This is a genomic window from Mesorhizobium koreense, from assembly GCF_031656215.1.
GTDB lineage: Bacteria > Pseudomonadota > Alphaproteobacteria > Rhizobiales > Rhizobiaceae > Mesorhizobium_L > Mesorhizobium_L koreense.
Map to the genome: position 1 here is coordinate 4404522 of NZ_CP134228.1, position 13186 is coordinate 4417707.

The following is a 13186-nucleotide window of genomic DNA, read 5'->3' on the forward strand; positions in this document are numbered from 1 at the left end:
ATCAGGCTCCATAAACAACCCGACAGGAGCGAGACATGAAACATTCAGCAGCCGAAATCATCAACGAGTACGGCCCCTTCCCCAGTGCCGAACAGGTGCACGGCCTCACCTATGACGGCAAGCATGTCTGGTTCGCCTCCGGCGACCGGCTGAACGCGATCGATCCAGCAGACGGCAAGGCGTTCGATTCCATCGAGGTCCCCGCGCATGCTGGCACCGCCTTCGACGGCGAACACCTGTTCCAGATCGCCGACAGTCGGATCCAGAAGATCGACCCCAAGACCGGCCGCGTGGCCTCGACCATCCCCGCGCCCGGCAATGGCGGCGATTCGGGCCTCGCCTGGGCGGAAGGATCGCTCTGGGTCGGCGAATATCGCGAACGCAGGATCCACCAGATCGATCCCGAAACGGGGGCGGTCTTGCGTACTATCCAGTCCAACCGTTTCGTCACCGGCGTAACCTGGGTCGACGGCGAGCTTTGGCACGCAACATGGGAGGACGAGAAGAGCGATCTGCGCCATATCGATCCGGATACGGGCGAAACCCTCGAGCGGCTCGACATGCCCGCCGGCACGGGCATTTCAGGCCTCGAATCCGATGGCCACGACCGCTTCTTCTGTGGTGGCGGCAATAGCGGAAAGGTCAGGGTCGTGCGACGGCCGAACCACGCCCAAGCCAATCGTCAGTAGCCGGCAGATGGCCGGGCCGATCACGGGTCACGCGGCTCGTGGCTGATGCTCGGCACAGATCAAACGGCTCTCCTCGTCGGACAAAGGCTCATCCAGCAGCCCGCAGTGATGCACCGACGGGGAGTCCGGCCGGACATTGGCACGGAAATAGGAACATGATCGGCAGGCTCCGAAAGCTCGCCCGCGATTGCGGGCGATGGCAGCCCGCAATGTCCGCCTGAGGCCTTCGAGCATGGGCACCATGTCACTGCCCGCCGCTTTTTCGATGTCCTCCGCAAGCGCCAGCAACGGATCGCCTTCGAGAGTGGCGGCAGCTTTACCTGTCAGGACGAACTCCACCGAACGGCCGTCTCGCAAATTGTTGCGACGCTCGACATAGCCCTTGGTTTCAAGCGAGGCGAGCGTGCGCGAGATCGTGCCCCGTGTCGATGCCAGATAGTCGGCGAGCGCGGCGGGCGTGCGCGAAAACCTGTTGGCCTGCCCCAGATACCTCAGCGCCTCCCATTGCGCGGGATTGAGGTCGCCGGACTGCTCGCCGAAACGCGTCAGACGTTCCAGGCGATCGATCAGGCGGGCCGCTTCGAGCGCTTCGGGAGAAATAGGCATAATTGCTACTCGAAATCATATTGACGAATGATGCAAGCAGAATATTATAGTTGCTACTAGCAATCACTTGAAGGAGCCACTCATGACCACCACCGCCATTCCCGGATACCGGCTGGGCGATCCGGCACTGCCCGCATCTCCGCTGACGGAGAAAGATCTCGCGGATCTCAAGACGTCACTGCTCTTCACGGATGAAGATGCCGCCGCGCTGCGTAAGGCGCATGACGTGGTCAAGGGCCAGGTCGAGGCGATCCTCGATGTGTGGTACGGCTTCGTCGGAGCCACGCCGCATCTGCTCGCCTATTTTTCCGATCCTGTGACCGGTGCGCCCGACAGCGACTATCTCGCCGCCGTGCGCAAGCGTTTCGGGCAATGGATCCTGGACACCTGTCGTGCCGAATACGGCAAGGACTGGCTTGCCTGGCAGGACGAAATAGGCCGCCGGCACCACCGTATCGGCAAGAACAGAACGGACGGCGCATCGGCGGCCGCGCATATCCCGATGCGCCATGTGCTGGCGCTCGCCATACCGATCTCGGTCACCATGAAGCCCTTCCTTGCCGGAAAAGGCCATTCGGCCAAGGAAGTCGATGCGATGCACGCCGCTTGGTCGAAGGCCGTATTGCTTCAGGCGATCCTGTGGTGCAGGCCCTATGTGAAGGAAGGAGACTTCTGAGGATGTCCACGCCCGCACCCGACTGGCAAGTCGAACATTGGCTGAACACGCCGAAACCGATCGGGCTCGCGGACCTTAGGGGCAAGGTCGTCCTCGCCCTCGCCTTCCAGATGCTGTGCCCCGGCTGTGTCAGCCACGCACTGCCGCAGGCGGTGCGCGCCCGCCAGACCTTCGCGGAAGATGGCCTCGCGGTGATCGGACTTCATACGGTGTTCGAGCATCATGAGGCGCAGGGAAGCCCGGCCGCCCTTGCCGCCTTCCTCCATGAATACCGGATCGGCTTTCCTGTCGGCATCGACGCGAAGGACCCTGACGCCGGCTTGCCGAAAACGATGCAGGCATACGCGATGCAGGGAACCCCGACGACGCTCCTGTTCGACCGCGAAGGCCGGCTGCGCCTCAACAAATTCGGCCATCTCGACGACATGCGCCTCGGGGCGGCGATCGCTTCGATCCTGGCGGAGGCCGTTCCTGACGCCACTACCGCCGGTTAGTCGCGAAGGAGCCGCAGCGCGCCGCCCTTGTGGGCGGCGATGTGGTCGGTCTTGTCGCTTTTGATCTCATACTGGGGATCGTCACGCGACGCCCGATGGGTATGGCCCTTGTAATCAAAATCCTCGGTATGAACAGAAATGATCGTACCCGAGACACGGCCTGCCTCCGAGTTCCAACTCACATGGTCGCCGATTTTGAACGTCTTTGTCATGGGAGTTTCCCTGTGTTCCGTGCGGCTCTTTCCTCAGAGTTCAGGCTGAACCGCACGATTGACGGTGCCACCGAATTCCTGAGCGGCAAACGGCTCCGTTGAACTTCCGTCCAGTTCGGCAAGCCGCTTCAAGAGCCATGGCTCCGGCTCGCCGAAGCTCAGCCGCCGCACGGCGACCGGCGAGGATTTGAGTTGCGGCTGGTGGCTGATCGGATCGCGCGCGTACCAGGTATGCTGGTTCGCCGATTGTGCGCCGTGGCCATAATGGAACGGCACGAACACCTCGCCAGGACGCACCGTGTCGACCACCATCGCCACGCCTTCCCAGCGGCCGTTCGGCGAGGTGATCTCGACCACGTCGCCAAGTCCGATCCCTAGGCGGGCCGCATCATCGGGATGGACCTCGACATAAGGATGCGGCGCACGCTCGTTCAGCACGGCTGATCGGCCTGTCTTGGTGCGGGTGTGGAAATGATAGACCACACGCCCGGTGATGAGCGTCATGGGATAATCTTCGGAGGTCGGGTTCGGCTGTCGCCGCCACTCCACCGGTCTCAGGAATGCCTTGCCCTTCGGATCGATCCGTTCGTAGTCGCCGCGGGTATTCTTGCGGCCGGTCAGGAAATCCGCCCCATAGGTTTCGCACTCATCGATGCCGGTCCAGAACTTGAAATCCCCGTAAAGGCGCTCGGAGCCACGCGGGTGCTTTTCATTGCAGGGCCAGCGGACGGAGCCCATTTCGAGGATCAGTTCGTAGGTCATGCCGGAATAGTCGCACGGCCGGTCCTTCGACACCTTGCGCCATTCCTCGAATGCGTCCCTGGGCTCCTTGAACGGGATAAGCAATCCGTCATCCCGGTCCTTGAACCCCAGCCGGCCAGCGACCTCCACGAAGATGTCGAAGTCGCTGCGCGCCTCTCCCGGCGGCTCGACGGCCTTCAGCAGCAGATTAACGCTCCGGTCGGCGTTGGTGACGCAGCCCATCTTCTCTCCCCACATCGCGGCGGGGAAATAAATGTCGGCAAGGTCGACGGTTTCCGCGTCCACGAACGGGTCCTGCACCACCAAGAAGAGCCGGCGCAGGATGCGCTCGCTGCGGTTCTGGTCAGGCAGGCTGACGAGCGGGTTGGTCCCGATCACCCACATGAACTCGATCTCGCCGCGCTCGGCGCTTTCCATCATCGAAAGGATGTCTTTCGGCACCTCCGGATGAAACTTGTCGAAGTCGATGTTCCAGAGTTCGCAAAGATCGCGCATCTGCGTTTCGCAATGGGGATTGCGGTAAGCGGGATAGGAGCCGCCGGCGCCGGCCTCCCGGTTGCACATCGCCGAGGGCTGGCCCGCCATCAGGAGCGGCCCGGCACCGGGCTTGCCGATCGCGCCAGTGATCAGATGCACCGTGTTCACCAGCGAGGACGAGGCCGTGGCCTCGACGCTCTGATAAAACCCCTGCAAGACGGTCGAGACCATGCGCGGCGTGGTGCCGATCCACTCGGCCGCGGTTTCCAGATCGTGCATGGGAATATCGCAGATTTCGGCCACCCGCTTGGGCGGATATTCACGGGTCACTACATCGAGCGCGTCGAAGCCGACGGTGTGCTTCGCGATGAAGCCGCGGTCTGTCCAACCCCGCGCGATCAGCAAATGGATGATCCCGTTCATCAACGCGACATTCGTGCCGGACCTGAGCGCGAGATGAAGGTCGGCGCCCTGCAGCACGGTCGGCGTACGGCGCGGATCGGCGACGATGATGCGCCCGCCGTTCTTCGCCTTCGCCGCCAGCATGCGTTCCCAAAGTACTGTCTGCACCTCCGCGACGTTGTGACCGTAGAGGCAAAGCAAGTCCGCCTGATCCACATCGACATAGGAAGCAACGGGGCCATCGACGCCGAAATTCGCCATCAGGCCGGTGGCGGAAGTCGCGGTGCATAGCCGCGTGTTGCCGTCGATGTTGGAGGATTGCAGCCCGCCGCGCCACAGCTTTCCGAGTGTATAGAATTCCTCGATCGTGAGTTGCCCGGAATTGTAGCAGGCTAGGTTTTCGTGCCCCTGCCGCCAGGCGGCCCTGAACTGCTCGATGAAGAAATCCATGGCCTCCGCCCAACCGACCGGCTCGAGCGGGGCTCCCTTTCTCCGTCGGATCATCGGGGTCGTGCCGCGGCGCCTGGAATTATTGGCGACCCAGCCATGTTCGCCCTTCGGACCGAGATGACCGAAATTGACCGGATGATCGGCATTGCCGCGAACGCCTACAATGCTCCCGTCCTTCACCGCGATATCGACGCCGCAGCCGTTGGAGCACAGGATGCATGCCGAATGGACCCATGCATCGGGTTCGCCCTTTATGCCGAGATTGGTGTCGATCCTTGGCTGCATGGGCTGCTCCAGTCGGTCCGGGCGAACGCTTCTTTCGCCCATTAAAGACCTTCCGGATGCACACTCCAAGGTTTGTTTTCGATCGCCGCTGCTCGCGAAGCGCTAAGTTTCCGGCCTCATTCCCACTCGATGGTGCCGGGCGGCTTTGATGTGACGTCGTATACGACGCGGTTTATGCCTTTGATTTCGTTGATGATGCGGGTCGCGGTCGCGCCCAGAAAATCCATGTCGTAGTGGTAGAAATCGGCGGTCATGCCGTCGACGGAGGTGACGGCACGCAACGCCAGTACGGACTCGTAGGTGCGGCCGTCGCCCATCACGCCGACCGTCTGTACCGGCAGCAGCACGGCGAAGGCCTGCCAGATGGCGTCGTAGAGGCCGGCCTTGCGGATTTCGTCGAGATAGATCGCGTCCGCCTCGCGCAATATGTCGAGCTTCTCGCGTGTCACGCCGCCTGGGCAACGGATGGCAAGGCCCGGACCCGGGAAGGGGTGCCGGCCGATGAAGCTTTCCGGCAGGCCGAGTTCCTTGCCGAGCGCCCTCACCTCGTCCTTGAAGAGTTCGCGCAGCGGCTCGACCAGCTTCATGTTCATGCGCTCGGGCAGGCCGCCGACATTGTGATGCGACTTGATGGTGGAGGAGGTGGCTCCGGTGAAGGAGACGCTTTCGATCACATCTGGATAGAGGGTACCCTGGGCGAGGAAATCGGCGCCGCCCAGTTTCTTCGCTTCCTCCTCGAATACCTCGATGAAAAGACGCCCGATCGTCTTCCGCTTCTTCTCGGGATCGGCCTCGCCCTCCAGCGCGGAGATGAAGCGGTCCGACGCATCGACGAGGATCAGCGGCAGATTGTAGTGCTGGCGGAACATCTCGACCACTTCAGCCGCCTCGTTCTTCCGCATGAGGCCGTGGTCGACGAGAATGCAGGTGAGTTGGTCGCCGACCGCCTCGTGAATCAGGAGCGCGGCTACGGAAGAATCGACGCCGCCCGAAAGCGCACAGATGACCTTGCCCGTGCCGACCTGCCGGCGGATCGCCTCGACCGCCTGCCCGCGATAGGCGGCCATGGTCCAGTCGCCCTTCAGCCCTGCGATGTTGTGGACGAAGTTGGTGAGCAGTTTCGCGCCGTCCGGCGTATGTACTACCTCGGGATGGAACTGCACGGCGAAGATCTTGCGCTTCTCGTCGGCGATCGCCGCGAAAGGCGCACCGGTCGAGGTGCCTATGACATGGAAACCCGGCGGCAGAGCCGTCACCCGGTCGCCATGGCTCATCCAGACCTGATGGCGCGTGCCCTTCGCCCAAATGCCGTCGAAAAGTGCCGAATCCTCCCGGATGTCGAGGAAGGCGCGGCCGTACTCACGCTCGTGGCTGGCCTCGACCTTGCCGCCGAGTTGGGCGCAGATGGCCTGCTCGCCATAGCAGATGCCAAGGATCGGGAGACCCGCTTCGAAGATCGCATCCGGTGCGCGCGGGCTGCCGATATCGATCGCCGAATGAGGGCTGCCCGAAAGGATAACCGCCTTCGGCCGGACACGCCGGAAGCCTTCCTCCGCCGACTGGAAAGGAACGATCTCGGAATAGATGCCGGCCTCGCGCACCCTCCTCGCGATAAGCTGCGTGACCTGGCTGCCGAAGTCGATGATAAGGACGGTATCGGGGTGAGCTGTGTTCTTCATGGCGGGCGTTTAGAGAAAGAAACGAGTCGACGCAATGGGTTGTGCGCTGGAGCTCAAAGCACGATTCATGTAGCTCACGAAAAGCTTCCACCGCCCTCAAGAGGGAGCGATTTCTCCATGACGAGGGCCGGGATGTCGGTAAGGCCGCCACGCTCAGCGGTGTCGCCAACCACCCGCAATCCCATTCTCTCGTAAAACCGGATCGCCGGTTCGTTCCCTCCCTGGACCTCCAGCCGCAGAAGCCGTCCCGCCGGATAGGCGGCTATAGCTGCGGCAAGCAGATTGCTGCCGAGGCCCCTTTCCTGCCAGCCTGGCAGGACATAGAGCCTGAGCAGATTGATCGCGCCGTCACCGTCGAGCCAGGACATGGCGTGGCCGACAAGGCTGTTATCCGCTGCCTCGGCGACAAGGAAGCATTTATCCGGATTGTCGATCTGCGCGCGAAGAAGTGCCGGCGCGTGCCATTTCGCGGTGATCTCCGCCACCTTGTCGCGGCCGAGTTGAACATCGTGGGTTGCGTGCCAGACCTCCTCTAGGAGCCGTGAAACGGCGGCCTCCTCTCCCAGCCGGGCGCGGCGGATTTCGGCCCTCATGGGAGCATGCCTTCAGCGATGGCGGTTTCGAGCCGATCGACGCTTGCGGCCAGCTTTTCGTCGATGACGTGGAGGTATTGGCGCCAATCGTCGACATGCTTCAGGTCGGCAGCGCCATCGGATATGCCGCGCAGGCCGATCATGCCGACACCGAAAAGCTGACAGGCACGCAGCACTGCAAACGTCTCCATGTCCACCATATCGGCTGCGATAGCATCGTATGCGGCGCCGGAAACGATTGCCGCACCCGTCGATAACGAAGCCTGCGGAATGCCCGGTATGGCGTGGCCGAGCGGAACGATCGCCGGAAGATCGAGAAACGGCGTCGCGCCGCGCTCGAAGCCCAGCAATGAGACATCCATGTCACGATAGGCGACCGAAGAGGCCTGATAGATTTCCGTCTGCTCCAGAACCCGGCTGCCGGCCGAGCCGAGCGACACGACGAAATCTGGAAGGGTGTCGCGCTCCGACAGAAGCGCCAGTTCGGCGCCAAGCCGGACGCCGGCTTCGACCGGTCCGACGCCGGTCATCAAGGGGGCAAAGCGGCGTTTCAGATGCGGCCCATATTCGGCGTCCACCGCCATGACGAAGAGCAATCGCCTGCCGCCGATTTCGGTGATCGGGGCACGCGGAACGGCCGGTTCAACCATCTATGCCCTGGCGGCCGGTGACTGTCATCATCGTGCCGGTCATGGTCGCGATCATCTTTGCCTCGCCATCGGCGCCGAACGCATAGGCCTGCCCGTCGGCGACGATGATGGTGCGGCCGGGCTTGGTGACGGCGCCGCGAAACAGGAAGCGCTCGCCCTTGCCCGGCGCCAGCAGATTGACCTTGAATTCGATAGTCAGCACCGCGGCGTCGGGTGGCATCAGCGAATAGGCGGCATAGCCGCAGGCGGAATCGAGCGCGATAGAGATCACACCCGCATGCAGGAAACCGTGCTGCTGGGTGAGCGCGTCCGCAAAGGGCATCTCGATCTCCACTGTGCCGCGCGTGACGAGCGTCAGTTCGGCGCCGATCGTCGTCATCGCCTTCTGGCGCGCGAAGCTCGAACGCACCCTTGTCTCGAAATCGTCGTCCACGAGAATTTCCGGAACCATGCGAGACCCCTTTCAGGAACGCGTTATCGCAAACGCACCGGCTTCGTTCAATCGTGCGATGGTGCAGTGCGGGATAATCTGTCGCGCCAATCAAGCCACCTGTTGCAGGACTGAGCAGAAGAAACCGTCCGTGCCGCTTCGCGCCGGAGTGAGGACGACGCCGCCTTCCGGATCGATCAAGGCGGCGTCGGGATGATCCGGGTGCCGGGTACGCCATAATCCAGCATGATCGAGGGGGCGGAAGCTATGATTACGGGCGAGAAAAGCCGTGACCTGATCCGTATTTTCCTCGCGAAAGACGGAACAGGTGATGTAGGCGAGCCGGCCGCTGGGTTTCACATAGCGCTTGGCGTCCTCGAGGATTGCGGCCTGCTCTGCCTTGCGCTGGTCGAGTTGCCTGTCTGTCAAGCGCCATTTGGAATCCGGCCGGCGCCGCCACGTGCCCGAGCCCGTGCAGGGGGCGTCAACGAGCACTAAATCCATCGAAGCTTCGAGCGGTGACAAGGCGGCAGGCTGGATCACCTGCACATTACGGCACCCTGCCCGCCTGACGCGGTCGAAGATCGGCGCCAGCCGCGCCTTTTCGGCATCATGGGCGAAGATCTGGCCGTGGTTTCCCATCGCGGCCGAAAGCGCCAGCGTCTTTCCTCCCGCGCCGGCGCAGAAATCGAGGATTTGCGCGACATCGCCTGCGATGGCCAGATCGGCGACGATCTGCGAACCCTCGTCCTGGATTTCGAACCAGCCTTTCTGGAAGGCCGGTTCCACCTGAACGTTAGGATGGCGGCCGTTTCCGGCGATCGGCGGCACGCGGATGCCGGTCGGCATGATCGGGGAGGGTTCGGCAGCGGCGCCTTTCAGCGCATGGAGAACCTTTTCGCGATCGGCCTTCAGCGTGTTGACCCGCAGGTCGAGCGGTGGGCGTTCGGAAAGCGCGGCGGCTTCTTCAATCCAGCTCTCCCCGAAAGCCCGGACGAAAAGCGGCACGCACCAGTCCGGGCAATCGGCGCGAACGGCATCGGGCGCATCGGCCAGAAGGCGCTTCCCGACAAGTCCGATTTCCTTCTCCGACAAAGGCGCCGGTGCGAAGCGATCGCCCTCCAGTCCAGCGTTCAATGCTGGCGCGTCCATGCCGCCCTCGATCAGAAGCGCCCCGAAAGCGCGGGCGCGCGACGTATCCCCATCGAGCAGCCACGCGGCCGAACAGCGGCGGCGCAGCGCGTCATAGACGATGTTGCCGATCGCGGCGCGGTCACCGGCGCCGGCGAAACGGTGCGACAGGCCCCAGTCCTTCAGCGCGTCCGCCGCCGGCCGGTGCCGTCCGTCGATATCGTCCAGTACTTCGATCGCTGCCGCCAGCCTGCCACCGAGGCGCATATCCGCTCCTAGACGATGGCCAGAAGATGAAGGGCGAACCAGACCCACAACAGGCCAAGCACGACATACCCCACGGCGAATGCCGATTGGCGGTATGGCATGCGGTTCGTCGTAACGTGGACGGCGGCATGGATATAGCGCGAGGCGACGAACAGCCATGCCAGCACGATCGTGACCACCGAATTGCCTTCCGTGACATAAAGGCAGAGGCATACGACGTAGAACAGGACCGGCAGTTGGAACTGGTTGAGCAGGTTGTTGTTGACGAAAACGCTCTCGCGCGGCTCATGCCGGTTGGCGCGGAAATCGGAGAGCCTGACATTGCCGGCCTTTATGGCTGCCGTCCGGCGCAGGCTGAGCAGCCCGTAGACGATGAAAACCAGCAGCACCTGCGCGATGACAGGCCAGAAGATTGCGATCTGGTTCATGCGGTTGAATGCCCCCTAAGCCCTTATGGCCGACCTTGGCTGCGCAGGAAAACGGCCGCGATCACAACCATTGCAGCCAGGGCGAAGACGAACTTCGCCATGACAAGCACGGAGGTGACCGAAGTCAGCCATATACTCGCCGCCGAAGGGTCGGAGAGCATCCGCACGATGAAGAGGTTCTGCGCGTAGTTGGAGACGACGTAAGGCAGGACAATCAGGGTGCCGGCGGCGAGCTGTGCACGCCTGGATCGCAGCGCCAGCACGGGCGACCGGCTGGCGATATTGAGGAAAACACCAAGCAGCGCCAAACCGAAGACGGCTGGGAAAAACAGATCGAAACTCGAATATTGCCAGACCAGCACCGCCTCTCGTCCCGGTTCGCCGAGCGCAGTCAGCCAGGCGACCGCGTCGTCGCTGGAAAAGCCCGTCAGGCGGATATCCAGCGACGAAAGCCCGCCTGAAAGACGCTGGAAATAGAAGAATTCCAGCACGATCATCACGGCGAACAGCACTGCCGACACCGCGCACAGCGTGACAGCGCTCCGCCTCAGGCCCGGTACGAGGGCCTCAGGCCGCACCGGGATAGTTCGGGCTTTCGCGGGTAATCGCAACATCATGCGTATGGCTCTCTCTCAGGCCGGCGCCGGAAATGCGGACAAAACGCGCACGGTCCCGCAGCGCATCAAGGTCCGGTGCCCCGACATAACCCATCGCAGCCCTAAGCCCTCCGGCAAGCTGGTGCAATACGCCTGCAACCGGTCCCTTGTATGGCACCTGCCCTTCGATGCCTTCGGGCACCAGCTTCAGCGTGTCGCGCACTTCGGCCTGGAAGTAGCGGTCCGCCGAGCCGCGCGCCATGGCGCCGACCGACCCCATGCCGCGATAGGCCTTGAAGGAGCGGCCCTGGTGCAGATAGACCTCGCCGGGGCTCTCGTCCGTGCCGGCGAGCAGCGAGCCGATCATCGCGGCCGCCGCGCCGGCGGCCAGTGCCTTCGCCAGATCGCCCGAGAATTTTATGCCGCCGTCCGCGATCACCGTCACGCCTGCCCGGTCGGCCGTCTCCACCGCCGCCATGATGGCGGAAAGCTGCGGTACGCCGACACCGGCGACGATGCGCGTCGTGCAGATGGAACCGGGACCGATGCCGACCTTCACCGCATCCGCGCCCGCGTCGATAAGTGCCTGCGTGCCTTCGGCAGTAGCGACGTTACCGGCGATGATTCGCACCGAATTGGAGAGCTTCTTGGCGCGCGCGACCGCGTCGAGGACGCGCTGCGAATGGCCGTGCGCCGTGTCGATGACAAGCAGATCGATCCCGGCGTCGATGAGCCGTTCGGCACGCTCGAAGCCGTCGTCACCGACGCTGGTGGCGGCGGCGGCGCGCAACCTTCCCTGCGCGTCCTTGGCGGCGTTGGGATTGAGCTGCGACTTCTCGATGTCCTTGACGGTGATCAGGCCGACGCAATTGCCGCCCGGGTCGACCACCAGCAGTTTCTCGATACGATGCTGGTGAAGCAGGCGCTTGGCTTCGTCGTGATCGACGTTCTCCTTGACGGTGACCAGGTTCTCCCGCGTCATCAGTTCATGGACCTTCTGGTCCGGGTTGGAGGCGAAGCGTACGTCGCGATTGGTGAGGATGCCGACGAGCCGTCCCGTCTTCTGGCCTCCCACTCCGCCGTTCTCGACCACCGGAATGCCGGAAATGCCGTGCGCCCGCATCAGCGCATGGGCATCGGCGAGCGTCGCCTCGGGGCCGATCGTGACCGGGTTGACGACCATGCCCGATTCGAACTTCTTCACCTGCCGAACTTCCTCGGCCTGTTCGGCGGGCGAGAAATTGCGGTGGATGACGCCGATGCCACCGGCCTGCGCCATGGCGATGGCGAGCCGCGAATCGGTGACGGTGTCCATCGCGGCGGAAAGGATCGGCAGGTTGAGGTCGATATCACGGGCGATACGCGTACGGATGTCAGTCTGACCGGGCATCACCTCGGAGTGGCCCGGTTGCAGCAGTACATCGTCGAAAGTAAGCGCCTCCGCGCCGGTAGCCGACTCGATTATTCTTGCCATGGTCGTCCCTGGAAAACAGTCTGAACGGCCCGGCGCCCGGCTGGAGTGCCCGATCCGTTCGTTACGGATGGCAGCGGCAGGTACCACGTATCGCCGACGGTGAAAAGGTAGGTTGGGCTACGGGGTTTTGTTTTCGCTGACGGGGTTTTGTTTTCGCTCACGCCCGTACGCCGCTTCGCGGCTGGGCTCCGCGGAGGCGCGGCACATGCCGCGACGCCCGGTCGGGCGTTGGGGCGCCTCTCATTTGAGGTCCATTGTTTTTGCGAGCATCCTTCTTCGTCCTTCGTCCTTCGCCCCTTCGCACCCCCCTCTGTCCTGCCGGACATCTCCCCCTCAAGGGGGGAGATCAGCCGGCCGCTCTGGCAGCGCCTTTTCTGCAATCTTGGAGATTTGGCGAAGGCCGTAGCGACAGCCAATCTCCCCCCTTGAGGGGGAGATGTCCGGCAGGACAGAGGGGGGTGCGAAGGGGCGCAGATTATCCGTATTTATGATCGCACATACTCCATCCTCGCCACGCTGCCTGTCGGCCCTGGCCATTGTTCAGTCGGGAAGCGGGGCGCGCGGCCGTGCCTTCCGAATATAAATACGTGGCGCGACACTCGCGCACCGCCGGCGATTTCTGTTCCCGCCTGTTCCGCTGCTCCCCGAGCCTCACCCTGAACCTGCCGAAGGGTAGCCACTCCAAACAGGTTCAGTGCTCGTCCCGGGGTCTGTGTGCCTTCTACCGGCACGCAGGGGTCATAGTGCCCCCAGGGGAACCTCCAGACGGAACCTCCCCGGCCGTGATGCCACGTCGGCATCACGGCGGAGGCGCCGGCTCCTCCCCACGCAATCACCGTCATGATCGGTGTTCCCGATGGGAGGAACTGACAGGGAGTATGGAGG

General features: G+C 63.2%; 14 protein-coding genes. 3 read left to right on the plus strand and 11 right to left on the minus strand.

All coding sequences use genetic code 11. The features are described 5' to 3' along the window. Positions 1 to 35 precede the first annotated feature (35 nt). Complete coding sequence (locus RBH77_RS21065; RefSeq protein ID WP_311029519.1) at positions 36 to 689, plus strand: Vgb family protein; 654 nt, start codon at positions 36 to 38, stop codon at positions 687 to 689. A 27-nt stretch (positions 690 to 716) separates the two neighbouring features. Here RBH77_RS21065 and RBH77_RS21070 read toward each other — a convergent pair whose 3' ends face one another. Further along, a complete protein-coding gene (locus RBH77_RS21070) occupies positions 717 to 1295 on the minus strand; it encodes a MarR family transcriptional regulator (protein WP_311029520.1) in 579 nt (192 codons plus the stop codon). 82 nt (positions 1296 to 1377) lie between these two features. Here RBH77_RS21070 and RBH77_RS21075 point away from each other — a divergent pair, with 82 nt between their 5' ends. Beyond that, complete coding sequence (locus RBH77_RS21075) at positions 1378 to 1971, plus strand: protoglobin domain-containing protein (RefSeq protein ID WP_311029521.1); 594 nt, start codon at positions 1378 to 1380, stop codon at positions 1969 to 1971. Positions 1972 to 1973: 2 nt separating this feature from the next. Further along, a complete protein-coding gene (locus RBH77_RS21080; protein ID WP_311029522.1) occupies positions 1974 to 2465 on the plus strand; it encodes a redoxin domain-containing protein in 492 nt (163 codons plus the stop codon). On the opposite strand, the gene RBH77_RS21085 is transcribed toward RBH77_RS21080, so the two are convergent. From RBH77_RS21085 to guaB, 10 genes are all read right to left on the minus strand, one after another. Next, positions 2462 to 2677, minus strand: a complete 216-nt coding sequence (locus RBH77_RS21085) for a hypervirulence associated TUDOR domain-containing protein (protein ID WP_311029523.1) — start codon at positions 2675 to 2677, stop codon at positions 2462 to 2464. The two genes, RBH77_RS21080 and RBH77_RS21085, sit on opposite strands and share 4 nt — an antisense overlap. A gap of 33 nt (positions 2678 to 2710) precedes the next feature. After that, the gene (locus RBH77_RS21090) at positions 2711 to 5095 is read right to left on the minus strand and encodes a molybdopterin oxidoreductase family protein (protein WP_311029524.1); all 2385 of its coding nucleotides are present in this window, start codon (positions 5093 to 5095) and stop codon (positions 2711 to 2713) included. A gap of 74 nt (positions 5096 to 5169) precedes the next feature. Continuing rightward, positions 5170 to 6732, minus strand: a complete 1563-nt coding sequence (gene guaA, locus RBH77_RS21095; protein WP_311029525.1) for a glutamine-hydrolyzing GMP synthase — start codon at positions 6730 to 6732, stop codon at positions 5170 to 5172. A gap of 74 nt (positions 6733 to 6806) precedes the next feature. Then, on the minus strand, positions 6807 to 7325 hold the full coding sequence (locus tag RBH77_RS21100) for a GNAT family N-acetyltransferase (protein WP_311029526.1): 519 nt from the start codon (positions 7323 to 7325) through the stop codon (positions 6807 to 6809). Continuing rightward, on the minus strand, positions 7322 to 7975 hold the full coding sequence (locus RBH77_RS21105) for a 5'-methylthioadenosine/S-adenosylhomocysteine nucleosidase (RefSeq protein ID WP_311029527.1): 654 nt from the start codon (positions 7973 to 7975) through the stop codon (positions 7322 to 7324). The genes RBH77_RS21100 and RBH77_RS21105 overlap by 4 nt, the downstream gene beginning before the upstream one ends. After that, positions 7968 to 8426: a PaaI family thioesterase gene (locus tag RBH77_RS21110; protein ID WP_311029528.1), complete on the minus strand. Its 459-nt coding sequence runs from the start codon at positions 8424 to 8426 to the stop codon at positions 7968 to 7970. The genes RBH77_RS21105 and RBH77_RS21110 overlap by 8 nt, the downstream gene beginning before the upstream one ends. A 90-nt stretch (positions 8427 to 8516) precedes the next feature. Then, positions 8517 to 9803, minus strand: coding sequence for an RsmB/NOP family class I SAM-dependent RNA methyltransferase (locus tag RBH77_RS21115; protein ID WP_311029529.1), 1287 nt, complete (start codon positions 9801 to 9803; stop codon positions 8517 to 8519). Positions 9804 to 9811: 8 nt separating this feature from the next. Further along, positions 9812 to 10231: an MAPEG family protein gene (locus RBH77_RS21120; RefSeq protein ID WP_311029530.1), complete on the minus strand. Its 420-nt coding sequence runs from the start codon at positions 10229 to 10231 to the stop codon at positions 9812 to 9814. 23 nt (positions 10232 to 10254) lie between these two features. Then, positions 10255 to 10809, minus strand: a complete 555-nt coding sequence (locus RBH77_RS21125) for a hypothetical protein (protein ID WP_311029531.1) — start codon at positions 10807 to 10809, stop codon at positions 10255 to 10257. After that, positions 10799 to 12301, minus strand: a complete 1503-nt coding sequence (gene guaB, locus RBH77_RS21130) for an IMP dehydrogenase (RefSeq protein WP_311029532.1) — start codon at positions 12299 to 12301, stop codon at positions 10799 to 10801. Before guaB ends, RBH77_RS21125 begins: the two co-directional genes overlap by 11 nt. Between the last annotated feature and the right edge of the window lie 885 nt (positions 12302 to 13186).

What these genes read in the sequence shown, in the direction of transcription:
- RBH77_RS21110 (WP_311029528.1), bottom strand. Translation starts at nt 8,426, where the DNA reads ATGGTTCCGGAAATTCTCGTGGACGACGATTTCGAGACAAGGGTGCGT.
- RBH77_RS21075 (WP_311029521.1), top strand. Translation starts at nt 1,378, where the DNA reads ATGACCACCACCGCCATTCCCGGATACCGGCTGGGCGATCCGGCACTG.
- RBH77_RS21105 (WP_311029527.1), bottom strand. Translation starts at nt 7,975, where the DNA reads ATGGTTGAACCGGCCGTTCCGCGTGCCCCGATCACCGAAATCGGCGGC.
- guaA (WP_311029525.1), bottom strand. Translation starts at nt 6,732, where the DNA reads ATGAAGAACACAGCTCACCCCGATACCGTCCTTATCATCGACTTCGGC.
- RBH77_RS21080 (WP_311029522.1), top strand. Translation starts at nt 1,974, where the DNA reads ATGTCCACGCCCGCACCCGACTGGCAAGTCGAACATTGGCTGAACACG.
- RBH77_RS21065 (WP_311029519.1), top strand. Translation starts at nt 36, where the DNA reads ATGAAACATTCAGCAGCCGAAATCATCAACGAGTACGGCCCCTTCCCC.
- RBH77_RS21100 (WP_311029526.1), bottom strand. Translation starts at nt 7,325, where the DNA reads ATGAGGGCCGAAATCCGCCGCGCCCGGCTGGGAGAGGAGGCCGCCGTT.
- RBH77_RS21115 (WP_311029529.1), bottom strand. Translation starts at nt 9,803, where the DNA reads ATGCGCCTCGGTGGCAGGCTGGCGGCAGCGATCGAAGTACTGGACGAT.
- RBH77_RS21090 (WP_311029524.1), bottom strand. Translation starts at nt 5,095, where the DNA reads ATGGGCGAAAGAAGCGTTCGCCCGGACCGACTGGAGCAGCCCATGCAG.
- RBH77_RS21070 (WP_311029520.1), bottom strand. Translation starts at nt 1,295, where the DNA reads ATGCCTATTTCTCCCGAAGCGCTCGAAGCGGCCCGCCTGATCGATCGC.
- RBH77_RS21120 (WP_311029530.1), bottom strand. Translation starts at nt 10,231, where the DNA reads ATGAACCAGATCGCAATCTTCTGGCCTGTCATCGCGCAGGTGCTGCTG.
- RBH77_RS21085 (WP_311029523.1), bottom strand. Translation starts at nt 2,677, where the DNA reads ATGACAAAGACGTTCAAAATCGGCGACCATGTGAGTTGGAACTCGGAG.
- guaB (WP_311029532.1), bottom strand. Translation starts at nt 12,301, where the DNA reads ATGGCAAGAATAATCGAGTCGGCTACCGGCGCGGAGGCGCTTACTTTC.